This is a genomic window from Bacillus sp. FSL R5-0709 (genome assembly GCF_038004785.1).
In the GTDB taxonomy this organism is placed as follows: Bacteria; Bacillota; Bacilli; order Bacillales; family Bacillaceae_G; genus Bacillus_A; species Bacillus_A mycoides.
Genome location: NZ_JBBORT010000001.1, coordinates 1,104,798 through 1,130,395, shown reverse-complemented (window position 1 = coordinate 1,130,395; position 25,598 = coordinate 1,104,798). Strand labels below are relative to the sequence as shown.

The 25,598-nt window shown below is 37.0% G+C and carries 28 protein-coding genes and 2 pseudogenes; 12 read left to right on the top strand and 18 right to left on the bottom strand.

Translation table 11 applies throughout. The annotated features are described in order from the left end of the window. Positions 1–8: 8 nt before the first annotated feature. A complete protein-coding gene (locus MKX37_RS05790) occupies positions 9–563 on the top strand; it encodes a DUF2777 domain-containing protein (protein WP_002030292.1) in 555 nt (184 codons plus the stop codon). A gap of 57 nt (positions 564–620) precedes the next feature. On the opposite strand, the gene MKX37_RS05785 is transcribed toward MKX37_RS05790, so the two are convergent. Next, positions 621–986: a YisL family protein gene (locus tag MKX37_RS05785; RefSeq protein ID WP_000233497.1), complete on the bottom strand. Its 366-nt coding sequence runs from the start codon at positions 984–986 to the stop codon at positions 621–623. Positions 987–1,136: 150 nt separating this feature from the next. Between MKX37_RS05785 and rocD the strand changes: the two genes are divergently transcribed. Further along, positions 1,137–2,327, top strand: a complete 1,191-nt coding sequence (gene rocD / locus MKX37_RS05780; RefSeq protein ID WP_000616665.1) for an ornithine aminotransferase — start codon at positions 1,137–1,139, stop codon at positions 2,325–2,327. A gap of 105 nt (positions 2,328–2,432) precedes the next feature. After that, positions 2,433–2,717 carry a hypothetical protein gene (locus tag MKX37_RS05775; RefSeq protein ID WP_078422206.1) on the top strand — a complete coding sequence of 95 codons (285 nt, stop codon included), beginning with the start codon at positions 2,433–2,435 and terminating at the stop codon, positions 2,715–2,717. 34 nt (positions 2,718–2,751) lie between these two features. Here the strand turns inward: MKX37_RS05775 and MKX37_RS05770 are convergent, their stop codons facing one another. Further along, entirely contained in the window at positions 2,752–3,654 is a 903-nt protein-coding gene (locus MKX37_RS05770) for a fumarylacetoacetate hydrolase family protein (protein ID WP_002125896.1), read from the bottom strand. Positions 3,655–3,897: 243 nt separating this feature from the next. Here MKX37_RS05770 and MKX37_RS05765 point away from each other — a divergent pair, with 243 nt between their 5' ends. The 7 genes from MKX37_RS05765 (at position 3,898) to gerPF (ending at position 6,158) form a co-directional block, all read left to right on the top strand. Next, positions 3,898–4,077, top strand: coding sequence for an aspartyl-phosphate phosphatase Spo0E family protein (locus MKX37_RS05765; protein WP_002087032.1), 180 nt, complete (start codon positions 3,898–3,900; stop codon positions 4,075–4,077). Between the two features lie 96 nt (positions 4,078–4,173). Further along, a complete protein-coding gene (gene gerPA, locus MKX37_RS05760; RefSeq protein ID WP_001111190.1) occupies positions 4,174–4,395 on the top strand; it encodes a spore germination protein GerPA in 222 nt (73 codons plus the stop codon). 14 nt (positions 4,396–4,409) lie between these two features. Continuing rightward, entirely contained in the window at positions 4,410–4,616 is a 207-nt protein-coding gene (gene gerPB / locus MKX37_RS05755) for a spore germination protein GerPB (RefSeq protein WP_001012505.1), read from the top strand. 67 nt (positions 4,617–4,683) lie between these two features. Beyond that, positions 4,684–5,298, top strand: a complete 615-nt coding sequence (gene gerPC, locus MKX37_RS05750; RefSeq protein WP_001070757.1) for a spore germination protein GerPC — start codon at positions 4,684–4,686, stop codon at positions 5,296–5,298. Between the two features lie 6 nt (positions 5,299–5,304). Beyond that, a complete protein-coding gene (gene gerPD / locus MKX37_RS05745) occupies positions 5,305–5,499 on the top strand; it encodes a spore germination protein GerPD (protein WP_001052805.1) in 195 nt (64 codons plus the stop codon). Positions 5,500–5,513: 14 nt separating this feature from the next. Next, entirely contained in the window at positions 5,514–5,900 is a 387-nt protein-coding gene (locus MKX37_RS05740; RefSeq protein WP_002011268.1) for a spore germination protein GerPE, read from the top strand. Between the two features lie 42 nt (positions 5,901–5,942). Beyond that, positions 5,943–6,158, top strand: a complete 216-nt coding sequence (gerPF, locus tag MKX37_RS05735; protein ID WP_001141570.1) for a spore germination protein GerPF — start codon at positions 5,943–5,945, stop codon at positions 6,156–6,158. A gap of 55 nt (positions 6,159–6,213) precedes the next feature. Here gerPF and MKX37_RS05730 read toward each other — a convergent pair whose 3' ends face one another. From MKX37_RS05730 to MKX37_RS27410, 8 genes and pseudogenes are all read right to left on the bottom strand, one after another. Then, a complete protein-coding gene (locus MKX37_RS05730; protein WP_002168910.1) occupies positions 6,214–6,921 on the bottom strand; it encodes a DNA alkylation repair protein in 708 nt (235 codons plus the stop codon). Between the two features lie 192 nt (positions 6,922–7,113). Further along, positions 7,114–7,392 (bottom strand): RNA polymerase alpha subunit C-terminal domain-containing protein, encoded by a 279-nt coding sequence (locus MKX37_RS05725; protein WP_002011271.1) that lies wholly within the window; start codon positions 7,390–7,392, stop codon positions 7,114–7,116. A gap of 23 nt (positions 7,393–7,415) precedes the next feature. Next, positions 7,416–11,141 carry a helicase-exonuclease AddAB subunit AddA gene (gene addA / locus MKX37_RS05720; RefSeq protein WP_002125881.1) on the bottom strand — a complete coding sequence of 1,242 codons (3,726 nt, stop codon included), beginning with the start codon at positions 11,139–11,141 and terminating at the stop codon, positions 7,416–7,418. Continuing rightward, the gene (addB, locus tag MKX37_RS05715) at positions 11,138–14,653 is read right to left on the bottom strand and encodes a helicase-exonuclease AddAB subunit AddB (RefSeq protein WP_078422207.1); all 3,516 of its coding nucleotides are present in this window, start codon (positions 14,651–14,653) and stop codon (positions 11,138–11,140) included. The genes addA and addB overlap by 4 nt, the downstream gene beginning before the upstream one ends. Positions 14,654–14,771: 118 nt before the next feature. Beyond that, positions 14,772–15,335 carry a signal peptidase I gene (lepB, locus tag MKX37_RS05710; RefSeq protein WP_002011277.1) on the bottom strand — a complete coding sequence of 188 codons (564 nt, stop codon included), beginning with the start codon at positions 15,333–15,335 and terminating at the stop codon, positions 14,772–14,774. A gap of 210 nt (positions 15,336–15,545) precedes the next feature. After that, positions 15,546–16,139: a TVP38/TMEM64 family protein gene (locus MKX37_RS05705; protein ID WP_002011278.1), complete on the bottom strand. Its 594-nt coding sequence runs from the start codon at positions 16,137–16,139 to the stop codon at positions 15,546–15,548. A gap of 334 nt (positions 16,140–16,473) precedes the next feature. Further along, on the bottom strand, positions 16,474–17,055 hold the full coding sequence (locus MKX37_RS05700) for a competence protein ComK (RefSeq protein WP_002011279.1): 582 nt from the start codon (positions 17,053–17,055) through the stop codon (positions 16,474–16,476). A gap of 49 nt (positions 17,056–17,104) precedes the next feature. Beyond that, positions 17,105–17,185: pseudogene (locus MKX37_RS27410) on the bottom strand (RNA-guided endonuclease TnpB family protein); the annotation flags it as partial. Positions 17,186–17,485: 300 nt separating this feature from the next. Here MKX37_RS27410 and MKX37_RS05695 point away from each other — a divergent pair. Further along, positions 17,486–17,671 (top strand): hypothetical protein, encoded by a 186-nt coding sequence (locus MKX37_RS05695; RefSeq protein ID WP_002011281.1) that lies wholly within the window; start codon positions 17,486–17,488, stop codon positions 17,669–17,671. A 49-nt stretch (positions 17,672–17,720) separates the two neighbouring features. Here the strand turns inward: MKX37_RS05695 and MKX37_RS05690 are convergent. Both MKX37_RS05690 and cspA read right to left on the bottom strand, forming a co-directional pair. Further along, positions 17,721–17,938 (bottom strand): annotated as a pseudogene (locus tag MKX37_RS05690) (hypothetical protein). A gap of 58 nt (positions 17,939–17,996) precedes the next feature. After that, a complete protein-coding gene (gene cspA / locus MKX37_RS05685; protein ID WP_002011282.1) occupies positions 17,997–18,200 on the bottom strand; it encodes an RNA chaperone/antiterminator CspA in 204 nt (67 codons plus the stop codon). 276 nt (positions 18,201–18,476) lie between these two features. On the opposite strand from cspA, the gene MKX37_RS05680 reads away from it, so the two are divergent. Then, positions 18,477–18,971: a DUF6584 family protein gene (locus MKX37_RS05680; protein WP_016119802.1), complete on the top strand. Its 495-nt coding sequence runs from the start codon at positions 18,477–18,479 to the stop codon at positions 18,969–18,971. A 135-nt stretch (positions 18,972–19,106) separates the two neighbouring features. On the opposite strand, the gene aceA is transcribed toward MKX37_RS05680, so the two are convergent. From aceA to MKX37_RS05650, 6 genes are all read right to left on the bottom strand, one after another. Continuing rightward, the gene (aceA, locus tag MKX37_RS05675) at positions 19,107–20,384 is read right to left on the bottom strand and encodes an isocitrate lyase (protein ID WP_002149914.1); all 1,278 of its coding nucleotides are present in this window, start codon (positions 20,382–20,384) and stop codon (positions 19,107–19,109) included. Positions 20,385–20,409: 25 nt separating this feature from the next. Further along, positions 20,410–21,999 (bottom strand): malate synthase A, encoded by a 1,590-nt coding sequence (aceB, locus tag MKX37_RS05670; protein ID WP_078422496.1) that lies wholly within the window; start codon positions 21,997–21,999, stop codon positions 20,410–20,412. A gap of 341 nt (positions 22,000–22,340) precedes the next feature. Then, on the bottom strand, positions 22,341–23,015 hold the full coding sequence (locus MKX37_RS05665) for an S-layer homology domain-containing protein (RefSeq protein ID WP_002064191.1): 675 nt from the start codon (positions 23,013–23,015) through the stop codon (positions 22,341–22,343). 362 nt (positions 23,016–23,377) lie between these two features. Next, positions 23,378–24,028 (bottom strand): S-layer homology domain-containing protein, encoded by a 651-nt coding sequence (locus tag MKX37_RS05660; protein WP_002168914.1) that lies wholly within the window; start codon positions 24,026–24,028, stop codon positions 23,378–23,380. Between the two features lie 521 nt (positions 24,029–24,549). Then, the gene (locus MKX37_RS27405) at positions 24,550–24,762 is read right to left on the bottom strand and encodes an S-layer homology domain-containing protein (RefSeq protein ID WP_063226437.1); all 213 of its coding nucleotides are present in this window, start codon (positions 24,760–24,762) and stop codon (positions 24,550–24,552) included. A gap of 84 nt (positions 24,763–24,846) precedes the next feature. Beyond that, on the bottom strand, positions 24,847–25,530 hold the full coding sequence (locus MKX37_RS05650) for an S-layer homology domain-containing protein (protein WP_050000063.1): 684 nt from the start codon (positions 25,528–25,530) through the stop codon (positions 24,847–24,849). Positions 25,531–25,598 lie beyond the last annotated feature (68 nt).

Here is a 25,598-nt window from a genome sequence, read left to right as displayed (position 1 = left end):
AATGAACTATGATACAACGCAAACATATTTTGTATAACCAACCGCGCGCTCATACAGTCGGTAATGTAGAATATATAAACAAAGAATGGGTATTCTTTGATGATGAAAATGATGAGGCTTTTCTATTAGAAGATATTGCTGAAGATGGTTTTGAAATTTTATATAACAACAATTGGCTACCAGCTCGTTTTTATGAACAAGACATATTACAAATTGCAAATGAACAACATTCTCTCCAAAACGGAGAAATGATACGAATTCGTAAAAAATTACTTCTTAGCTATAATGAATGGCTTGAGGAATTACCTGACTCTGTCTTTACATTATTAACTGAGGCATTACAATCGCTTCATTACTCTTTATATGATTGCATGTATTGTCATAATTATTTATCCTTCTTGCCAAAAGAGGAAGCATGCGAAGGAGTAAATATTCTTTTATTTGATAATGAAGAGATGATTTGTACATTGCAGCATCATTTTGTACGCCACTCTTCCTCTAATAAAAATATTTTGCGATTTACGAAAGTAAACGGAGAAGAGTTGCATATTGATGCGACATAAAATAAAAACCACCTTATCTCCCAAATATTTGAGATCATAAGGTGGTTTTATTTTTTATTAGAATACTTGCCAACCAATCGGTAATTTCAGTCCAAGGTAAAATACCGCTACTAGTGCAACAATAAATAATCCCCAAAATGCCCCTGTTGCTTTGTTCTTGCTCATTTTCACAAGAACCATTTCCATTCCAGCGATTACTAATATACCAGCTAGCATTTTCATGCCGTACCACATGTGCATGCTACCTGTTGCCGTCTTCACAATACTCATGTACAACATGAAACCTGTCACAATAATGATGATATACATAAGGCGAAGCCCCATATGTACACCTTTACCTTTTCTTCCTGCTGAATAAAGTGAATACGCAACGAAGAATAAAATTAATCCTAACGCCCATGCTGTAATATGCATATGTACCATCGTATCCCTACCTCCTCTTTTTCACACTTTTTCACTCTATATGATAACATGTTCATATATTTTCAGGAAATGTTTCGCTTTTTTATATTTAAATGCTATAATATTTAGAGTATTTACAAACTTCTTGTAATAACAAAAGGGGGAACAATCATGATTCAAACTAAGGATATTATCGAACTTACAGACACATACGGGGCAAATAACTACCATCCACTTCCAATCGTTATTTCTAAAGCAGAAGGCGTTTGGGTAGAAGATCCTGAAGGAAACCGCTATATGGACTTATTAAGTGCATATTCTGCAGTAAACCAAGGTCATCGTCATCCAAAAATCATTAACGCTTTAATTGACCAAGCTAATCGAGTGACGTTAACTTCTCGTGCTTTCCATAGCGATCAATTAGGTCCTTGGTACGAAAAAGTTGCGAAACTAACAAATAAAAATATGGTACTTCCTATGAATACAGGCGCAGAGGCTGTTGAAACTGCAATTAAAACAGCTCGTCGCTGGGCTTATGATGTGAAAAAGGTAGAAGCAAACCGTGCAGAAATCATCGTTTGTGAAGATAACTTCCACGGACGTACAATGGGTGCTGTTTCTATGTCATCAAACGAAGAGTACAAGCGCGGCTTCGGTCCAATGCTTCCTGGCATTATTGTAATTCCTTATGGTGATTTAGAAGCGTTAAAAGCTGCGATTACACCAAATACAGCTGCATTCATTTTAGAGCCAATCCAAGGTGAAGCAGGAATTAACATTCCACCAGCTGGTTTCTTACAAGAAGCTTTTGAAGTATGTAAAAAAGAAAACGTTTTATTCGTAGCAGATGAAATCCAAACAGGCTTAGGCCGTACGGGTAAAGTATTTGCTTGTGACTGGGACAATGTAACTCCTGACATGTACATACTTGGTAAAGCACTTGGCGGCGGCGTATTCCCAATCTCTTGTGTTGCAGCAAACAGCGACATTTTAGGTGTATTCGAGCCAGGTTCTCACGGTTCTACATTCGGTGGTAACCCACTTGCATGTGCTGTTTCTATTGCAGCTCTTGAAGTATTAGAAGAAGAAAAATTAACAGAGCGTTCTCTTCAATTAGGAGAAAAACTAGTTGGGCAATTAAAAGAAATTGATAACCCAATGATTACTGACATTCGCGGTAAAGGTTTATTCATCGGTATCGAATTAAACGAGCCAGCTCGTCCTTACTGTGAACAACTAAAAGCAGCTGGGCTATTATGTAAAGAAACACACGAAAACGTAATTCGTATTGCACCACCTCTAGTAATCTCTGAAGAAGATTTAGAGTGGGCGTTCCAAAAAATTAAAGCTGTACTATCTTAATCATAGTGAGGTTGTCCTAAATATAGGACAACCTCTTTCTTTTTTTAGTAGTTTATCGTAAAATAAAATTGAATATTCTGCTTTCGTTAAAAAGGGGGTAACTGTATGCTATTGAAATACGGAAAACACATTAACAATTTAGCTACAATTTTTATTTCTATGACATTCATCGGCTTCATATTATCTACAACTTTACTCAGTCATTATTCAACTCCTAATACATTCACACTACTCCAAACATCATTTTGGGCTGCTGTTTTCCTTACAATTATCGGTTTTGGCCGTGAGAGAAGCGCACTTGCAGTTATGCTAATTGGAATTTGTACTTTAGCATTAATCGGATTGTATATTTTCGCCATCATAGATTACTCCGTTAATCCACGCCCATAGAAAAGAGCTATCTTTTCACAAGATAGCTCTTTGTTCATTTCACTATATTTCTTAACGTACCAATTCCCTCTACTGTAATAACAACTTCATCACCAGCATGTAAAAACTTCGGTGGTGTAAAACCTTTACCAACACCAGCTGGTGTCCCTGTTGCAATGATATCTCCTGGCTCTAATGTCATGCCTTTACTTATAGTTGAAATAATTTCTTCTACTGAAAAAATCATTTCTCTCGTATTTGAAGTTTGCCTTACTTCTCCATTTACCACTGTTTCAATGTGTAATGCATTCGGCGTTCTAACCATCGATTTATGAATTAAATACGGTCCCATCGGACAAAATGTATCGAAACTTTTCCCTAGGAAAAATTGTTTATGTTTTCTTTGAATATCCCGAGCAGTTACATCATTTATAACTGTATATCCAAAAACATGATCAAGAGCTTTTTCTATTTTTATTTGTTTCCCTCGCTTACCGATAACGATTGCTAGTTCACCTTCATAATCAAGTTCATTCGTCGCGTGAGGGTGACCATTAATTTGCTCATCAATTCCAATCACTGTTGTTGGCGCCTTTGTAAAAATCATTATATTTTCAGGGATAGACTCTACTCCGCCCATTTCTACCGCATGCTCACGATAGTTCTTTCCAACACAAAGAATATTTTTTCTCGGCCTTGGAATCGGTGCTAATATTTTCACCTCTGCTAACGGATAATACGCCGATCCCGCATTTTCCTTCGCCCAATTTACAATATCGTACACTTTCTCAAGACATTCGCTTCCTCTTTCAATACACTCTAACATGGTAATTGGGATAGTAACCTTTTCCCCTTTTTGTCTTTGCGCTTCTCTTAAATGTAATACCTTTTCTTCCTCTTCATCCACAATACCTACAAATACTTTTTCTTCTTTCTTCGCCGTTACAAAACGCAACATTTCCACTCTCCATCCTAAAACTCATACCCTATAATTGTATTCGCATCCTTAAGAAAAAAACCTTCTTACACACGCTAATTTTTACAATATTCAACCATTCTTACATTTGTTCCTCATCCGTTATTTGACATAAAATGTAGAAATTATACTTTTTTTAGCGAAGATGTTTCTTTTTTATGGGATTTTTGTATAATATGTACTACATATATACATAAAATTTATTGAGAGATGGAGCCGATTTCAATGTTTGAGCAAGCTATCGAAAAAAAACGCGAAAAAATGATCTATTTTGCTGAACGCTACGGAATGACTTCTCAAAAAACAGTAGATTGTAGCCAGGAATTGGACAGGCTCTTAAATGTTGTTTGGCCTATACATACAGATTGCACACATACTCAAATGTTCGAAACACATACGCAATAACGTATGTGTTTCTTTTATTTCGAAAAAATACACATTTTATTGAAAACGCCCATACAATAGTAGAAAAGAAAATTTTAAAAACGAAAGGTGTTTTGTATGCCAGCTATGGTCGGACATATTCGTATCGTTAACATTGGATCAAGTGGTATTTTTCATATTGGAGATGTATTTGCGATTAGGCCTATTAGTTATTCACGCGCTTTTGCCGGAGCCGGTTCATTTAATGTTGGGGATAACGTCTCTGTCTACAATTATCAAAGCTCAACGACCGTCAATGATTCAGATGTAATTGATCAAGCAATAATTGGTTCGAACTAAAGGGGGCGATTGCATTGAATTTTTATGTGAACCAAAGTATCATCATTAACAGCATTAAAATCGATAGCATTACGACCTCTTCCGTTTTTCAAATTGGAACTGCAGGTAGTATTAAGGCTCTTTCTAAATTCTCAAATTCTGGCGGATTTACAGAACCGCTTCGCCCTTTACATGCGAAAGGACAAATTATTTCCATCAAACCATCAACTAGTTCTTCTTAAGGTATCCTTGTCATAAATATATAGCAGGAATATATTTCCCCTCCCTATTGAAAAGGAGGTTTCACAAATGAATCAAGATATATATACTTACCTACACCAACTTCAACAAGCTCTCCAAATACAGCAGCAAACTATTCTAAACCTTGAAGAGCAAGTTCGCCTACTACAAGAAGAGCTTAATGAGTTAAAAAGTCGTCCCTCCTCTTCTATAGGAAAAGTGGAATATAAATTCGATCAATTAAAAGTAGAAAATTTAAACGGCACTTTAAATATTGGCTTGAATCCATTTTCAACAAAAGGGCAACAAATTGAAGATTTTCAAGTGGATACAGAAACATTAAAAGTAAATCCTGAAACAGAAACAAATCCAGACTTTTATCAAGGTATCCTCCAAGAAATGCATCGCTATTTAGATGAAGAAGCATATAGTCGAATTCTCCATTTTGAACAAGAAGAGAGAACGCCGCTTGATGAGATGTATCGACAAATGATGGTGGATGACATAAAAAAACAGATGGAACATAGACTTCCATATTATTTATCACAAGTTCAATCGTATGAGGGTATTTCCACAGATCCCGATTATTTACGAGACATCATTATTCAAGCGATGAAACAAGATATTGACAAGGCGTTCCTTTCCTTTATTCAACACATACCGGGCAATTTCCGAAAGGAGTGAGTATGCATGAATTTAAATGTTGTAAACCGTGAGTTAAAAGTAGGCCAGATTAAAATGAACGGGGTTTCTTCTTCCGCATTATTTTTAATTGGAGATGCAAACCTTCTCATCCTTTCTTCTATTCTTGATACGCCATTCGAATCTGTTACAGAGGGACCATTTGTACCATTAGTAACAGATGTCCCTCCGACTCCAGGTTGAGGAGAGGAAAAATTATGCTCCGTCATACTTCAATTGTACAAAATGTTTCTATCGTTTCTATGGGGGTTTCAGCTGTCTTCCAGGCCGGGGATTCTAATCAAATAGAATTAAAAAATAGAGCACTTATCGTTCATCGAGAAATCCCTTGTTATATAAAAGGTGAAGGTCGTTTTGATGCGTTTGAAATCTTTACAGATGAGTACATTACAATTCCAAAGCGAACGACAGATGTAAAACTAAATATTGTAAATGAGTGCCCTTTTATTGAAGTAAATGATGTTCACTTGCGAACCCTTTTAAATTCCGCGTGCTTCCAAATCGGCAATGTTGACTATGTTTTTAATAATTCTCGCACGCTACAAATCCGCCAATTTATTACTGATGAACCTTCCTCTAAATAATTCATATAGTAATTAAAAAGCTTAGTAAAGTAGGTGGATGGTATGCCTTCGGTTGTAGGAAATCTTGTCGTTCAAAACAGTAACGGCTCTTTCAACTTAGGAGATTTTTATAACGTGTCTCCGAAAGAAAATACGAAAGCTTATAACGGCTCTGGGGCTTCCAATGTCGGATTTGTCGTCAACACTTTTAGCGGCGTTAGCGCAACAAATACATTTGATTCGGACGTTGCAGACCAAGATCAAATTGGAACAGCGTAAAAAAGAAACAGCTTTAGCTCTATTTTGTGTAGAGCTAGGGCTGTTTCTTTTAATTTTAACATCTTACATATTTACGTTTGAATCCGAGTCTTCCTCTATCAAGTTCTTTATGAATACTTTCGTAAGCATTTAGAAAACTACTTTTCTTGTTATCCCGTTTTAGTTCTACTATGCCTACTTCCTTTGCGGTTTCAACTGCCTTTTCATGTAGCGGCACATATGAAATCCCCACAGTGTTTAGAAAATTATTCATAGCGGATTTCGTACGTTCTGGCGCATCATGAATTGTATTTTTTACAACTTCTAGCATATTGGCAATCTTACTTTCGGAAAATTCATGGTCTTTTCGATTCCCTAAAAGCCAGCAGTAGCAACTCCATCCCGCTGACATTCTTAGTTCGTCACCACTTGCAATCCATTTATCAGCAACGTCTTGTGCAAAATCTGACTCTGATAAAGTTACTGCTACCACATAATCGGACAGCATATAAAAGTACGCCCCATCCATCCAACGATCAAAATCCGATTCTTTCATAGTTTTTGGATCTGCAATAATGCCTGCAAAGTACATCGCATCATAGTTACCTGTAGCATAAAGCTCTTCAGCTAAACTTTGATTGATTTTTATTTTCTTCGCGATTGGTTTCATAGCACCTGTAGCTACGCCAAAAAGTGGCTCCTTTGCACCATTGGATATGTATATTTTTTTAGTTCGTTCCTTGCCGAGAGTTTCAAGCTCTTGCATTACTGTTTCAAAATCCATCGTGTTGCACTTCCTTCCTTAATATTATAATCAATCCGCTTATATTCTTGATCCATCTTTTAAATCGTTTTGTCCATCGATTTACGATTTTCAAAATGGGATTTCGTTATACGCGTTTATCTAGCTAATTAATACCGATTATAAAAACTAATCATTAATGAAGAGGCTACTCCCCGCTAATGATTAGTTTTTTTATTTAAATGATAATCCCTTATCTTCTAAAGCCGCTCTCAATTTAGGTAAAGATGCTGGTCCTATACCGTGCAGTTTCAAAATTTCTTTTTCACTATACTTTGAAAGTTCTGCTTCAGTCGTTATTCCATGGTGCTCTAACGCTCGCCTTGCTGGTGCTGAAAGAAGAGAAAGAAAGCCTTCTTTTGGCTTTCTCTCTTTCTCACAGGTTGGGCAAGTTGGACAATCGCTACTTTTGTAGTACTCGTGTCCTTGATCACAAGTTCTTAACGTCGCCATAATCCATAACCCCTTTCTAAGCTCTATTCGTCAATATTTACAACATGATTTCCATCAAAGAAATATAAACATTTCTCTTTCACAGGATGTTTTAAGCTTTTCTCGAGTGCTTTTGCATATAGTGAAAGCTGTACTTTGTATCGGTCTTCTAAAATTGGTTTCGCTTGATCAAATCCGCCTGGGAACTTTCCTTCAATCGTATCTGTTTTAAAGTCGATTAAAGTAATTCCGTCTTCCTCTTCGATCATGCAGTCGATAACCCCTTGGACAAGTATTGATTCGCCTTTCTTCCCTTGCCAATCTTGATACGCTTCTTCTGCTGAAAGCATCATCGTAAATGGTACTTCGCGCTCAACACTTTTTGCTGCTAATACCCTTTTACCTAAGTCACTGTCAAAGAATGAAATTACCTTTTCAATCGCTATTTCTTCAGCTTGTTCAAATGTTAATAGTTCTTTATTTACCATTCTTGCAATTTGTTCTTGAAGAACTTCAATCGTAATTGGTTTCTTCAAATCTACATGCTGCATAACGGCATGGACTGCTGTCCCTCGCTCTGCGTATGTTAGCCCTTTTTTCTCCATAAAGCGCGGACGTGTTTTAATTGGTGCACGAAGTTTTTTAATAAAGGCGTTATCGCTACCTTCTTCAGATTGATAATTTCTCTTTATTTCTGTAACAGACTGTTTCGCACGGTGAGATGTCGCGTCCGCATACCCGTATTCCCACATCAATCTGTCGTACACTTCTTCTTTCCGTTCACTTTCTAACGGAACAGCTTTTTTATCGCGAAGCGCTTCTAATAACTCTTGTTTCTCTTCTTGAACTGGTTCTGGTGCAAGTAAATCTTTTCCTTCAACAACTTCTACTTTCCAGCTAGCACTATATTCATAAATTTCGCCTGGAATATTTCCTTGTCCTAATTCAAGAAGCATTTCACTATCACGGTGTCTATATAAGGAAGGTGCAATCCAGTCTAAGTAGCAAGACGCTCCGGCACGAATATGGTCTGGTAATAACCATTCACTATGCTCTCTTGCATCGAGCCATTTTTCCATTTCTTTATTGGCATCTTTAACTGTTCCAATTAAAATTAACTTCTCTTTTGCACGTGTTAACGCTACGTATAGTACGCGCATTTCTTCCGCAATTAATTCCATCTTCATTTTACGCTTAATCGCTAGTTGCGATAATGTCGTATATTTAATTCGTTTACGAGGATCGATAAATTGTGAACCGAAACCGAAATCTTTATGAAGTAAGAAACGCTTCATTAAATCTTGTGTATTAAAACGGCGACCAAGTCCAGCTACAAATACGACTGGGAACTCTAGCCCTTTACTTTTATGAATCGTCATAATGCGAACAACATCTTCTTGTTCTCCGAGGGCTCTCGCCGTTCCCATATCATCTCCGCGTTCTAAAATACGCTCAATAAAGCGCAAGAAGCGGAATAATCCTCTAAACGATGTTGCTTCATATTGTCTTGCACGGTCATATAGTACGCGTAAGTTTGCCTGCCTTTGCTTTCCGGCTGGTAAACCGCCGACAAAGTCGTAATAGCCTGTCTCACCGTACACTTTCCAAATTAAATCAGAAAGAGATTGTTGACGCGCAAATTCACGCCACCCTTGCAGTAAGTTATAAAACCACTCTAATTTATCATGCAGTTCTTGTTCTTCTTCAAGCGGCGCTCCCTTTAAGAATGAGCTCATCACTTCATAAAACGAGCCTTTCTTTCCATGAGCACGAAGCGTCGCAAGTTCTTCGTCATTTAGTCCAACGATCGGTGAACGAAGTACAGCTGCAAGCGGAATATCTTGCATCGGGTTATCAATGACGCGGAATACGTTCATCATAATATTTACTTCTGTCGCTTCAAAGTAACCAGTCGCAAGGTCAGCATATACCGGAATTCCTTGTAGTTTTAACTCTTCCATAATTTGCGGCGCCCATGGCATCGAGCGAAGTAAAATAACGAAATCACGATATTGCACTGGGCGCATACTATCAGTTTTACGATCATACACTTCATAGCCTGAATCGACCATTGCTTTAATACGCTGCGCCATAAGACGAGCTTCAAGCTGCGCTTTTTCTACTTCGGCACCTTCTTCACCGTCTTGCACTTCTTCCTCAGTTTGCTGAATACATAATAGCTCTGCCGCTACATCTTCACCTTCTGGATAGCTAGCACCTAGCTTTAATTCAGCGTCAGCATCATAATCGATTTCGCCGACTTCTTCGCCCATAATTTGTTTGAAAATAAAGTTCGTACCTGCTAGCACTTCATGACGGCTACGGAAGTTTTTCGCTAAGTCAATCTTCATTCCGCCGCCCGATCCTTCTTGTGTGAAACGTTTATATTTTCCTAAGAATAAACCAGGCTCTGCTAGTCGGAAACGATAGATTGACTGTTTTACGTCACCAACCATGAACAAGTTTCCTTCACTCTCAGAATCTTTCGTTACGAATTTAATAATTGATTCCTGTACGAAGTTCGTATCTTGATATTCATCAACTAGTACTTCAGCAAATTTATTACGATATTGAAGTGCTACTGCTGACGGCTTCATTTCACCGCCTTCACTTTGCTCGCTTAAAATTTGCAAACAGAAATGCTCTAAATCTGTGAAATCGACCATTCCTTTATCTCGCTTAATCGCTTGGAAACGCTCTGTAAATACTTTTACAAGCTTCACGAGTTTTTCTAATACAGGATGCATATCTTGAAAATCTCGTAAGAAACTTTCGGGTCTGCGGCTAAATAGCTCTTCTTGTAATTTCTTCACTTCATCTTTCGCTTTATTACGAAGAGAATCTACTTGTTTTACAACATCTTCGTTGTAATCACTTTTTTTAATACGCTTTAACGTTTGCCACGATACATTTTGCATCGCTTCATAAACGCTTGTCCACGATCCACGAGCTGCTGAGGATAACGTTCCAAGTAAAGCTAAATCCGCTTGTAAAGTTTCAACGCGAGGCGCTGGACCATCAGGAAGCATTGCGAGTTCAGTCGCCTTACGAATATGCTTTTCCGCTGTTTCAAGCTGAAACTTCACATCTTCTAATAAGTAAGAAGCGTACACTAAATCTTCAATCGTCTTTCCTTCAACGTCGTATGCTTCTACTAATTTATCAAGCCACTTCTCCGGGTTTGGATGCGCTCTTGATTCTGTATGAAGCGCTAAAATCATTCGTTGTAAGTCATCGTCACTACGGTCACTCGTATAACGATCAACTAGTTCAAAGAAAATACTATTATCTTCGATTCCATATTCTTCTTCTAATATGTCATCTAGCACTTCTTCTTTTAATAACTCATTTTCTGTTTGGTTCGCAATACGAAAACGAGGATCGACATCAAGCATGTAATAATATCCTCTAATAACTTGTAAACAAAATGAATGAATTGTAGAAATGGAAGCTTTATTTAATAAGCTAAGCTGCTTTCTTATATGCTGTGAACCTGGCCCATCAATTAATACTTTTTCTAACGCTTCCCCAATTCGATTTTTCATTTCTTGCGCTGCTGCATTCGTAAATGTTACAACGAGCAGGCGGTCGACATCGACTGGATTTTCCTCACTTATAATCTTTTTAATAATACGTTCAACTAATACCGCTGTTTTCCCTGATCCAGCTGCCGCTGCGACTAAAATATCACGTCCGTTCGCTACAACCGCTTTCCACTGGTCATCTGTCCATTGACTACCTTCTGGTTTCTGAGGCCAATTTTCTATCATTCTCCGCCAACCTCCTCTCTAATTTTCTCCATCGCTTCGCTATCTTTCATATCTTTTAACGTACGGAATTGGTTATCTTCAAGTGATTCATCAAATTGACAAACAGATTTGAAGTTACAGAACGTACATGCCGCTTTATTCCCCTTTTTGTAAGGAGCAATATCAATAACACCTTCTGTAATGTCTTTTCCGATATTTTCAAACGAGTGGTGTACATATTTTTGAAGTACGTTAAACTCTTGTTCACTTGCAATGCTAGAACGCGCACTAAAACTACCATCTTTTTTCAGACCAGCAGAAATAATATCAGAGCTTCCTGTTGAAAGTTTATTATCCATTAAACGCACAACGTCAGCATCTCCTAGTACGAGACCTTTCATTTTAAATTTCTTTAAAATTTCTTTCTCAATTTCTTCTTCAGATGCATCGCCTTTCATCTCAACAATCGGGTTATGAATATGGAAATACAATACACCCGCCGGTGATGCAGTACTGCCCTTTTTCATCCACGTATGTGCATTTGAAGTAACAACATCTAAATACGTTAACATTTGAAGTGCGAGTCCGTAATACACTTCTGTTAAATCTAACGCTTTCGAACTTGATTTATAATCAATAATACGAAGGAACGTACCACTCTCATCTTCCGCCTTATCAACACGGTCAATACGGCCAACTACTTCCATCTTCACACCATTTGGCAACGCAAATTCCATTGGCGGAAGAGATCCAGTCCCGCCCATACCGAACGGTACTTCTAAATCAACTGGTACAAATCCACTCGACTTCGCATGTTCACGAAGAATAAGTGACGTACGGAAAATGATTTGTTGTAGTTTTTGCTTTAAATAGAAATGACGGTTCGAACTTAATAAAATTTGTCTTTGTAATAACGGTGCAATTTCTTCTATTACTAAAGCAGAAAGGTGTTCACACTCTTTTATTGATAAATCCGCCCAAGTCCGATTTTCACGTAATAGCTTGTCTGCAATTCTCTTCAGCGCTGCATGGAATAATTCACCGATATCTGGCGCATCAAGTTTGAAAATATCACGCTCTCTTAGCGATAAACCGTGCTGGGCAAAATGAGCGTACGCACAGCGATTAAATAGTTCCATACGAGAAACGCTTCCCTTAATTGTATCTCCATATAAATCCCTACTTACATCTGTACTTAGTTTCTGTGCACGATTTCGGTAGAATAAACTTGATAACACACGGCTACTTTTTTGCTTCCATTCATCTGAAGTAACGTAGAAGTTATATACGTCCCACCAAAAGTCTAAATTCCCTTCAAATCCGTATCGCTTCCACGTTTGCAGTTGCTGCATGACATAAGACAAAGTTACTTCTGGCGTTGCTACGTATGAAATTTGTTCCGAACGCGATAAGTCATTTACATCATTCGTAATAAACGATTCTTTCACATCAGGGAACATTCTTTTTATTTTCTTAATAAAGCTAGACGCAAGTAACGTCTTTCCTTCTTCATCCGCAAGCGGACAAGAAATGTATAACTTCTCAGATGCTCTCGTCACCATTTGATACATAACGAACTGTTCTTCTAATAAAGTTTGTCTCGTCGTTGGTGCTAATTCGATACCTGCAGCGGTGAGAACATTTCTTTCCTCATCAGAAAGCATACCTTCATCCATAGGCGCTGCTGGAATCACACCTTCGTTTACTCCAATAATGAATGTCGCTTTAATATCTGATAATCTAGAATGATCAATATTAGCAACTAACACTTGATCTAGTGACGGCGGAATGTTCGCAAATTGAAGTGCCTCAAGACCTGTCGACATAACCTCCGTAAACATTGAAAGGGACATCTTCTCTTCGCCAAGCATCTCAACGAACGTATCAAGAAGATTCATCACTTCTTCCCATACTTGCTCATGGTCTGTCGCAAATAAGAAATCTCCATTTTCTTCTGCACGAACACGTAATTCTTCTAGTTTTTTCGGAACGTCAAGCTCCTCTAAAAATAAATATACCGCTTCGCACATTTGCATAACTGTTCCAGCACGCTTCAGTCTTTTTTGCATACGAATAACTGGCGTTCTTACAACGTCGCGAAGTCGATTTATTTTCTCTTCCATTTCACGCTCACTGTCTGTTATCATTTCGCTCGCATCATCAAGAGAACGATAACGACGATACATCCACGGATCTTCAGAAGTCCATCTCTTCCCTTGTACACCGTACGCTAAACAGTAGTTTTCAAACTCATCCATCTCTTCGCGCATCGCTTCTTTTCTTGCATCTAATGGATATAAAAGCTCTGTTTTCACGCAGCGGAATACTGCATCATAACGCCAATTCCCGCTAATAATCTCGAGTGCAGAACGAATACATTCTACTAGCGGATGATGTGACATTGGGCGTTTTTCATCGATGAAATGCGGGATATTATAATCCGTAAATAACGTTCGCATTACGTCGTAATAACTTTCTCCGTTACGAAGAAGGACTGCGATATCTCGGTAACGATAGTCTTCATCCGCCACAAGTCTTCTAATTTCACGAGCTACACCTTCTACTTCAGCTCGTAAATTAGCTGCTGTACTAATTGTTACACTCGCTTCACCATGATACTTTTCATTCGGACGCGCTTCATAATGCGTTTCTAAATGAGCTAATGCTGGAGAATGAAAACGCGGTTGTTCCATAAGTGGAATTGTTTTTTCAATTTCTATTTTCTCTTCACGCGCTACTTGTTTTATTTTTTCATACGTTAACGTCGTTTCATAAAATAAATCTAGTTCATTCACTGGCTGCGCTAACGTTTTTTCATCTATCGTTAATGTTATTGTTACTCTTGTTCCTAATCTCATTAGCCCTCTAACGATTTCTAGCTCTTGAGGAGAAAATGAATGGAATCCATCTATATAAATTTCCGCGCCTTTTACATACTCAGAGTCTGAAAGCTTCTCAATTAATAATTGTAAGTAGTCTTCTGAATCTAAATACTTTCCGATTAAAGCACGTTCAAAATCATCATATAATAACTGTAAATCATACACTTTATTCGCTAGTAGCTTTTGCTCTGCACTAATGCTATGCGTGTCTAATTGTTGCCACATTTCATATACGTTAGACGGCGTCACATTGTAACGTTTAAACTCAGCAATCATACTACCAAGATGTTCAAAGAAACCGTTTTGCTCCGCTGCTTTTTGAAACACAGATAGTCCATCTTTACGAGATTCTACAATTTTACGAAGCAACATATGTACACCAGCTTCATCAATATGAAGACGACTCGCTCCGCCAACTTCTTGCAGCACCTTCCACGCTAATCGCGAAAAACTAAAAACTTGTGCCCGAATAGAACCTCTTACATCTTCGCTCCCAATTAACGCCTGCTGCGTTTGGAATGTCATCTGTTCTGGCACAAGATATAATATTGTTTTCCCTCTTGGGCGCTGTTTTAACTCTTCTTGCACTTCGTGTAAACAAAGTGTACTTTTTCCACTTCCAGCTCTACCAATCACAAATCGAAGTGACATGAAAACCCCACCTTTCACTTACATAACGAACGTTAGTTTGCTATCACAATTGTATTATAGGACGATAAAAAAGACAAACATACTCGTTTGTCTTTTCCTTATACTTCATTTTATTATATCAGCCTTTTGAGAAATTCGTTTGTACCTCTTGAATCGGCCAATATCGTAAATCAACTTTACCGACAACTGTATCAGCTTTCACAAAGCCGAAGTGCCTACTATCCCAGCTACCAAGGCGATTGTCACCAACTACAAAAATAGAACCGGGTGGTACAAACTTTTCTTTCGTTAACTCTTCTAGTTTAAAATCGCCTGTTAATTGCCGTCCATTTGTCTCTTTCTTATACGTCTCTAAATAAGGTTCATCCACGAATTGTCCGTTTATATATAATTTATCATGCTTATATTCGATATGATCCCCAGGTAAACCGATAATTCGCTTTACATAGTCCTCTTTTTTATTCGCATGAAAAACGACGACATCAAATCGATTCAAGTCCCCTACTTGATAACTCACCTTATTCACAACGAGCATATTTCCATCTTGCAATGTCGGCATCATTGACTTCCCCTCTACAACGTACGTTGAAAAGAAAAACGTTCGAAAAAATACAGCTAATAGTACACCAATTAAAATTGTTCTTACCCACTCTAGCCCTTCTTTTTTCAAAGTTTTCTTCATTCGCTTCTCCCCTCGCCCTTTAATGATGAAGCTTGCATTTATAAAGTGAAACTTAATCGGTGGGGGTTTTGTTCATCCCCCACCGATTATTAGCCCGCACCAATCGGGCATTTACGGGCAGTTTGATCTCCCACCTAACTTCTTTGCTTCAGTCGAATTTTTTGGTGGGAGTTTTACTGCCCTCAAATAGCGGGACAAAGAAGACTTTTCCTAATGTAGTTCTAACTTTACTTCAATTTTTTTACCGACATACCATAAAATAAAAATAACAACGCCCACAATAACCGATTTAACCGGCTTATGAATAAATGACACTAAATCATGACCGATATACGTTAAAATAAAGATCATAACAAGCTTTCCAAATGCTAATGCTAGTCCAAACTGTTTTACGCTAATGCGAGATAAACCAGCTACAACGTTTATAAGCGCAGATGGTGTGAACGGAAAACAAAATATAACAAAGATTGGCGCGAACCCTTTTCTTTCAATCCATCCCATCGCTTTTCGCACTCTCTCATGCTTATTTACAAAAGAAAAGAAACGACTTCTTCCAAAGCTACGAATAATGAAAAATACAAGCATTGCACCAATTACTGACCCAATCCATGAATAAAGAAAACCGAACCAAAAACCAAATGCAACAGCATTCGCCAACACAAACACAATGAGTGGCAATGCCGGAATAAGCGCCTCTATCATCGGTAAGCCAATACCGAGAAGCGGTCCGAACGCACGATAACTTTCAACAATATGATCCATATTTTCTGGTGAAAAATACTCTTTGATCGTTTGAAAATCCATTCTACACTTTACCCCTTTACTCTAATTACTACCTCTACTGTATCATTGCTTAAATGAAAGAGGAAATGGTAGATACGACATATGGAGATGTATTTATTAAAGTTTCCATATCATTCGCTAGAATTCCTTCATTATTATGCTATGATAATCTTTCAATATTCGACAAGGTTTGTTGTACGTTTGGTTGTTTGAGGAACAATATTTTTTGATGATTTTTTCGGTAAATGAAATTACACCGGTGATTTTCTGAATACATCGACCACAATTTGATTTTTATCGACTTTCCGACAAAAACAGACAAATAAAAAGGATGAGTCTCCCCATCCTTTCCCTCTCACACTTCGCCTTCCTTCACAAAATACACTTTCTCATATGCTGGTGTTAATTTAGATTCTTCATTTTTATCAATCTCTTTAAAGCAAGGATTTCCTTGTTTTTTCTTACGATCTTCATACTCTGTCCGTAATTTCGCTGTACGATTTTGCTGATTTTCAAAGCTACTTTTTGACATTTCTAGTTTCACAGCGAAACCATTTATAAATCTAATAATAAGATTTCCATCTTTTAATTCTTTATTATCTTCAATATGAAAATGAGATAACCACGCACACTCTTTTCGAGAATAAGAATACGTAGGGAAAAAATAAAGTTGATCTGTCGGGCTAATTGCGATAGGAGCTTTATGTGTAATACGCGTTAACTCCTTCGTTCCTTCTTTTCTTCCAAAGAAACTAGAACCATGCTTCCGGCAACTTCTCTCTATAATATCAAGAGGCTTTTGAAATACGAAAAAAGAATCTTCCATTTCTACAATTCGCGTAACAACTTTCTTTTCTCCTAGAACAACAGGAAGTAAGGCCATTGTATTTTTGCTTACAACATAGTTTTCGACATAACGTTCTACTTTACTTTCCATAGTCTACTGTCTGCTACTACAAATATAGGAAAATGTATATCCTTAGAGTATGTAGTTTTTGCACGCTAAGAATACTTTTATCTATACTCGCTCTTTTGTTAGTAACAGATTTTTCACCTCTCTTTTTTAAAATTTTCGATTGCTATTTAATTTCCCTTCTTCATTTCCCTTTTATAGTAGCACCTACGAAAAGGAAATGGTTTACATTCCACGATTCTTTACAAATACTTATAATAAATCAAATATAATATAAATTTGTTAATAATGATATATGGATATTAAAGGAATAATCTGTATAAAAAAAGGATTCTATATACGAAAAAAGAATTTATATCATTTGTAATATGTTTAACACATTCCCCTTTTCATATAATTACAGCAATTAATTTTGCTATAATTAAAATATAAATCAAATATACGAAGGTCTCTCATGGAAGAAAAGCAAGATCATCCAACAATTCAAATGAAAAATAGTAGCATTGTTATCGTAAAAAATTCAGCGAGTATTATATTCGGTTTATTTTTTATTTTACTGTTCTTCGCGAAGCCTTTTCGTAAATCTAAATGTCCAGAATGCAAGAAACGTGAAAAGAAAAAAGCTGTGAAAGAACACTAAAAGGCCTTCCTTTACGGAAAGCCCTTTTACATACTGATTGCCATTTCCTTCATTCTTCTTCATCCTCAAAAAACCTACTATTTTTTCTTCCAAGATTCTCTGTATCTCTTTCAACCTGTAATATGGTTCTTGATCTAAATACCGAGAATGAGACTTCCTCAAATCAATTACCGTCACTTTATCATTTTCATAAGTTTTCGAGTACGCCTTTATTTCTTCAATCGTACTTTTTAGGCTGTCTTTATTACTAATATAAATATCGTATATCTCAACAACAAAAAAAGGATGGCATAAGCCATCCTTTTTTCTATAATAAACTATAAAATTATAGTTTGATTACGTTTTTAGCTTGAGGTCCACGGTTGCCATCTTCGATTTCGAAGCTAACTTTTTGGCCTTCTTCTAAAGATTTGAAACCATCAGTTTCGATTGCAGAGAAATGTACGAATACATCGTTTTCGCCTGGAACTTCGATGAAACCGAAGCCTTTTTCGTTGTTAAACCATTTTACTTGTCCTGTAACTGTCATAATTATTTCCTCCTACGAAAATACATTTTATTTAGTCTTCATGTATAAAAAAAGAATCCACACATTATCAAATTCGAAAAATAAACTAGTTCTCACATACTTTTTCCCGTTTGTTTTCGGCATTTGATAATATATGGATTGCTTAATTTAATTATTCAACTGGTATTATCATAACATACTTAAAATAGAATGTACAATCCTTTTTAAAAATAAAATTTCTAAATTTTATTATTTCTTATAAAATATAACCACACCTATTCTAATAAGGAGGCGTGTATGACAGAAATAATCCCTAAAAAAACATTAAAGAGAATTGAAAAAGATATTGAAAATAACAACCTTGGAAAAGCAAGAGATAGATTACACGGATTAATCACTACTTATCCGAATGAATTAGCACTTAGGAAAAAACTCGGTGACATTTACTTTACATTACAATACCCAGAAATGGCTGGACGGTATTGGTATCTTGAAAAAGAGAAAACAGATGTTATGCACGCGGCATGTCTACAATTTGAAAAATCGATGGGAAACGACTCTTATCATATTGTACGTGCTTTAAAATTCAAAGGAGATCGTAACATTATTACAGGACTACAAACCGAACGTCCCTTACAGCCATTGCAGAAAAAAGTGATAGAAGAACTAATTGATGATTATGAAGAAACATGGAAAGACAAACTATTTACATGGGGCTGTCTATCATTATTCGCATTCCTTCTTTTTACTGCTATCGTTGGTATATTCACTATATTAGATTGGATATTTTAAATAGAAGTGAACGTCCCACAATACGACGACAAATAAAATCACATCAACTTTCCGACAAAGTTTAACAATGTCATCGACGTAATAATAAATAAGAAAAGTGCCCCAAAAATTTTTTTGGGGCACCTACTTATACCTTTATTTCGTAAACTGTTCTTCTTCTGTGGATCCTTTTAGAGCAGTCGTTGATGAAGTACCGCCCGTAATTACTTGTGCTACTTCATCAAAGTATCCTGTTCCTACTTCGCGTTGATGGCGCGTTGCAGAGTAACCATCTTTTTCTGCTGCGAACTCTGCTTGTTGTAATTCAGAGTACGCTGCCATGCCGCGCTCTTTATAACCACGCGCTAATTCAAACATGCCGTAATTTAATGAATGGAATCCAGCAAGCGTTACGAACTGGAATTTATAACCGTATGATGCAATTTCTTTTTGGAAGCTTGCAATTGTTTTTTCATCTAACTTTTGTTTCCAGTTAAAAGAAGGGGAACAGTTGTAAGCAAGTAGCTTCCCTGGATATTTCTTATGAATTGCGTCCGCAAAGCGTTTTGCATCTTCTAAATTTGGCTCCGACGTTTCACACCAAACGAGATCTGCATACGGCGCATACGCTAAACCACGTGCAATCGCTTGATCAAGACCTGCTTTCGTACGATAAAACCCTTCTGGTGTTCTTTCACCTGTAATAAACTCTTGATCAACTGGATCGATATCGCTCGTAATTAAATCTGCCGCATCTGCATCTGTTCTAGCGACGATAATTGTTGGTACACCCATTACATCCGCAGCAAGACGTGCCGAAATTAAATTACGCACCGCTGTTTGCGTCGGTAATAATACTTTTCCGCCTAAATGCCCGCATTTTTTCTCTGAAGATAATTGGTCTTCAAAGTGCACGCCAGATGCACCCGCTTCAATCATCCCTTTCATTAATTCAAATACGTTTAACTGTCCACCAAACCCAGCTTCAGCATCCGCCACAATTGGGACGAAATAATCCGTATCACCGCTACCTTCCATATGCTGAATTTGATCAGCACGTTGAAGCGTTTGGTTAATTCGCTTTACAACAGCTGGCACACTGTTCGCTGGGTATAAGCTTTGGTCAGGATACATATGTCCAGAAAGGTTCGCATCTGCCGCTACTTGCCAACCGCTTAAATAAATTGCTTTTAATCCAGCCTTCACTTGTTGCATCGCTTGGTTTCCTGTTAATGCCCCAAGTGCATTAATATAATCTTCTGTATGAAGTGATTTCCAAAGCTTCTCTGCACCACAGCGCGCTAACGTATGTTCAATATCAATCGATCCGCGCAGACGAATTACATCTTCAGCTGTATATGGACGTGTGATCCCTTTCCAGCGCGTATCTAATTCCCAGCTTTCCTGCAATTTATCAATTCTTTCGTTTTTCATATGTTCCATCCCCTTTTCTTGTTTCTTATAAAATTTCATAACCCGGTAATGTTAAAAACGGCATGAACTCGTTATTACGAACAAGGTTTGTAAACAGTTTTGTTGCTTCTTCAAATCTCCCCTTATTAAATGCTTCCTTACCAATCTCTCTTTCTATTTTTGCTAGTTCTTCTTCTTTCAATTCTTCCATCAATTTAAAAGTGATATTACGGCCATCACTTAACTTTCCACCCTCATGACGAATCCACTGCCATACTTGTGCTCTTGATATTTCCGCTGTTGCCGCATCTTCCATTAAGTTATAAATTGGAGCTGCTCCTCTCCCGCTTAACCAAGATGCAATATATTGAATACCGACGTTAATATTCGTGCGAAGGCCACCTTCTGTAATCGTTCCCATCGGCACTTCTAATAAGTCCTTTTCTGTTACACGTATTTCTTCACGCTTTCTAAAAATTTGATTTGGCGTTTTCATTATGTGATTAAATACTTCCATTGCAACCGGTACAAGTCCCGGGTGGGCAACCCAAGTCCCGTCATGACCGTCTAAAGCTTCGCGCTCCTTATCAGCACGCACTTTCTCGAAAGCTGCCTCATTTGCTTCTGGGTCATTTTTAATTGGGATTTGCGCTGCCATCCCTCCGATTGCTGGCGCATTACGACGATGACACGTTTGAATAACTTTCAAAGAATACGCGCGCATAAACGGCGCTGTCATCGTGACTTGCGCTCTATCTGGAAGTAAAAATTTATTATGATTTCGGAAACTCTTTAAGAAACTAAATATATAATCCCATCGTCCGCAGTTTAAACCAGCAGAATGATCTCTTAGTTCATACAAAATTTCATCCATTTCAAATGAAGCGTGAATCGTTTCTATTAACACAGTCGCTTTAATCGTTCCGTTCGGAATACCGATATACTTTTGAGCGAATACGAAAACGTCATTCCATAATCTTGCCTCTAAGTAACTTTCCATTTTCGGTAAGTAAAAGTATGGACCACTTCCTTTTGCTAAAAGCGTCTTCGCATTATGGAAAAAGTACAAACCAAAATCTACTAAACTGCCAGACATGTTCTTGCCGTCAACTTGCATATGTTTTTCTTCTAAATGCCACCCTCTCGGACGCACAATTAATACAGCTGTTTTACTATTTAAACGATATTCTTTTCCGTTTTCATTTTTATGTGAGATCGTTCCCTTACTCGCATCTCGTAAGTTAATTTGACCTTCGACAGCATTTCTCCAAGTTGGCGCATTCGAATCTTCAAAGTCTGCCATAAAAAGATGTGCTCCTGAATTTAAAGCGTTAATGACCATCTTTCTATCCACCGGACCAGTAATCTCCACGCGGCGATCCTCTAAATTTTTCGGAAGCTGGGCGATTGTCCAATCCCCTTCACGTATATGCTTTGTTTCTTCTAAAAACGTAGGAAACTCCCCTGCATCAATTCTTTTTTGTTTCTCCACACGCTTTTGTAAAAGTTCCGTGCGGCGTTCATTGAAATTTTCATGCAGTTCCTTTAAAAAACTAAGCGCCTCAGGTGTCAATATTTCGTTGTACGCTGGTAACATTTCTCCGGCCAGTGTAACACGTGAAGTTTGCGTCGACATATTAGCATCCCCTTCTTAAACTGTATTATAACAGATTTGATTTTATGTTTTATATTATATAACAAATCTTCGGAAAAGGAAGTTTTTTTTGAAAATTTAATGATTTTTTTACAAAACTGTGTTTATCCATTATGATTTCAAGCAAAAAAAGAGCCAGTGTTATATAACACTGGCTCTTTTTTATAAAGTGAAACTAATAATCAGTGGGGGGTTGTTCATCCCCCACTGATTATTGGCTCTCACCAATCGGGCTTTTACGGGCAGTTGATCTCCCACCTAACTCCCTCGCATTCGCCGAATTTTGAGGTGGGAGTCTTACTGCCCTCAAATAGCGGGATAAATTATTGTTGCTGATCATTTAAAATTGCTTTGTATAGGAACTGTGCATATTGTTCACGTGTTACTTTCATACCTGGCGCAAAGTTACCTGAACCATCACCTGCTGAAATGCCATTTGAACCTACTGCATTAATTGCTTTAGCTGCCCAATGTCCTGCTGGTACATCTTTAAATCCTGGTGTACTTTTCACTTGTAACTCAAATGTTTCCGTTAAAATTTGTGCCATTTCTGCACGTGTTAACGTATCTTTTGGTCTGAAGTTTCCACTACCATCACCTTTAAAGATTTCTAATTCTGTTAATGCTAAAATTTCAATTGGGAACATTGTTGAGTTATCATCAACGATATCTTTATATGTACTTACAAACTCATGATCTTCATCAAAGTATTGGTCCCCATCAATTGTACGGTAAATTAACGCCGCTACTTGCTCACGTGTTACATTATCACCAAAACCGAATCTTCCATCTCCGTAACCAGCAATAATTCCCCAATCTGCTAGATTTTGGATCGCTCCATAAGACCAATGCCCTTTCGGTACATCTTTAAATGTAACAGGAGCAGCTTGTTGTTGTTTCACAGCTACTTCAGCATTTGCTGTAGTACCTTGTCCGCTTAATCCAATTCCACCCATAATTGTTAAAGCTGTTGCTACTTTTAAAATCTTTTTCTTCACTGTATTCTCTCCCTAAAAAAAACATATTTTTTTCTAATATAAAGAATTTATGGAAAAGTAACAATACACTTATCCATATAATGTTTGTCTAATTTGTGAACTGTACTTCATATACTTATCTTTATACTTAATTAACAATAAAGTTACTAAATCGTACTTTTTTCCCACAAAAAGTAACTATAATTAACCTTTTTTTTCCATAAACACTGGACACCGAACTATGAACAGCAGAATAAATATACAGATAAACAATTTAAAATAAGAAAAAAGCGCGTAATTCCCGCGCTTTTTTTAAAGAAATATGATATATTAATATAATTTTATTTTTCTTGTACTATATTTTTAAAAACTTCCGTTTCATGTTATTCATCTTTCAAATTAAAATTAATAATAGCTTTATTTAAAAATGTTGCATATTGCTCACGTGTTACAACTTTATTTGGTTCAAACTTTCCATTCCCTGTTCCTACTATGACATTATTAGCTTGCAGAGCACTAATTGCATTTTTTGCCCAGTAATTATTTGGTACATCTTTAAATGTATGCTGTTGCTTCGCTTCAAAGGAATATGTCTGTGTAAGAACTTGCGCTACTTCTGCACGTGTTATTGTTTCTCTAGGTCTAAAGTTCCCCTTCTCATCACCTTTAAAAATACCGCGCTCTGTTAATGCTAAAATTTCATTTGGAAACATTGTTGATCTTTCAGAAATATCCTTATAAGGATTTTTTAATGGGCCTTCATGTTTTATATTAAGTGCGCGATACAGTATTGCCGCCACTTGTTCACGGGTTACATTATCACCTACACCAAACTTTCCATTTCCATAACCTAGCATAACTTTATGATACGCCACTTCTATAATATATTCATATGCCCAATGGTCTACTGGAACATCATCAAATACAATCATTTCTGGATATTCTTCTGCTTTTATATTAGGAACATTTGCGCTTACCAATACTCCACTCATAATAGTCGCTGCCGCCATTATACGGAACATTTTTTTCTTCATTGTCCTCTCTCCTTCATTTCCACTTTATTAAAAGTGGAAAATAATAGACTAAATTCTTTTCCCATATTACATATGCTGCATTTGCAAACCGTATGTAATATATTGCATTTTTAACATCTATTATTTTGAAGATTACTAGGTGAGCCAATTCGCTCTCAATTCCAATTGGTATTCTGAATTGCATGCAAATCATTTGAAGAAATATTCTTATCTTTGCGCTCTAGTTTCTCTATTTAATTTTCAAAAAGGATAAACAAAAGCTTTTGCAAAGATGTTATATATACAATATTCTACTATCTACTAATCAAGTCCTTCACTTATAAAAATTTCACTTTATAGACAAAAAAAGCGCAAATATCATATTTGCGCTTTTTTCGAGCTTCATAGATTAATCGTTTACGTAGAATCTATGAAGTGCCTTATTTAAGAACTTCGCATACTGTTCACGGGTTACAAGTTTTTCTGGTTCGAATAAAGTGAAACTTTAATCAGTTGGGGTTTTGTTCATCCCCCACTGATTATTAGCTCTCACCAATCGGGCGTTTACGGACAGCAGGGCTTCCACCTAACTTCTTTGCTCCATCTAAATTTTGAGGTGGGAGTTTTATTGCCCACAAATAGCGGGATAAACCATTACCAGTTCCAACTATAGCTTTATTAGATTGTAAGGTGCTTATCGCATCTTTAGCCCAATGGTCTTCTGGTATGTCAGTAAATGTATGTTTTTCTTTCACTTAGAAAACCTTTATTTCTAAAAACTTCACCTTTCAGACAAAAAAGTACAAGTATAATCTACTTGTACTTTTTTATACTCTTATTTATTCCCATTTCCCTGGTGAATTATAAATTGCTTGTTGTAGAAACTTAGCGAATTGCCCACGTGTAACGAGCATTTCAGGCTCGAACTTACCATCTCCGGTTCCTACTACGACTTTATTAGACTGCAATGCACTAATTGCATCTCTTGCCCAATAGTTTTCTAGTATATCTGTAAATGTATGCGGATGCTTTGCTTTTAACGTATATGCTTTCGTTAAAATTTGTGCTAATTCTGCACGAGTCAATGTTGCTTTCGGACGGAAATTCCCATTTTCGTCTCCTTTAAAAATACCAAGGCTTGTTAAATGTAAAATTTCGTAAGGGAACATTGTTGATTTCCCACTAATATCTCCATATGGATTCTCTTCAAATGGACTTCTTTTTAAATTGAGTGCGCGATGTAGTACTGCTGCTGCTTGTTCACGTGTTATATTATCTTCTACCCCAAACTTACCGTTTCCATATCCATACATAATACGGTGATATACTAAATTCATAATTTCATTATAAGCCCAATGATCATTTGCTAAATCATCAAATTCTAGCATAATATCAGGTGGAGGTGGAGGTGGAGATTGTTGAATTCCATCTGTATTTGCTGAAACAATATTACCGCTAACAAATATCCCCCCTATTAAAGTTAATGATGTCGCTATCTTTAATAACTTTTTCATCTCTCTCATCCGCCTCTTCCTTTATTTTCCTACTTTTATATTGTACAAAAAATAAGAAAATTCTCAATACGTTAGGA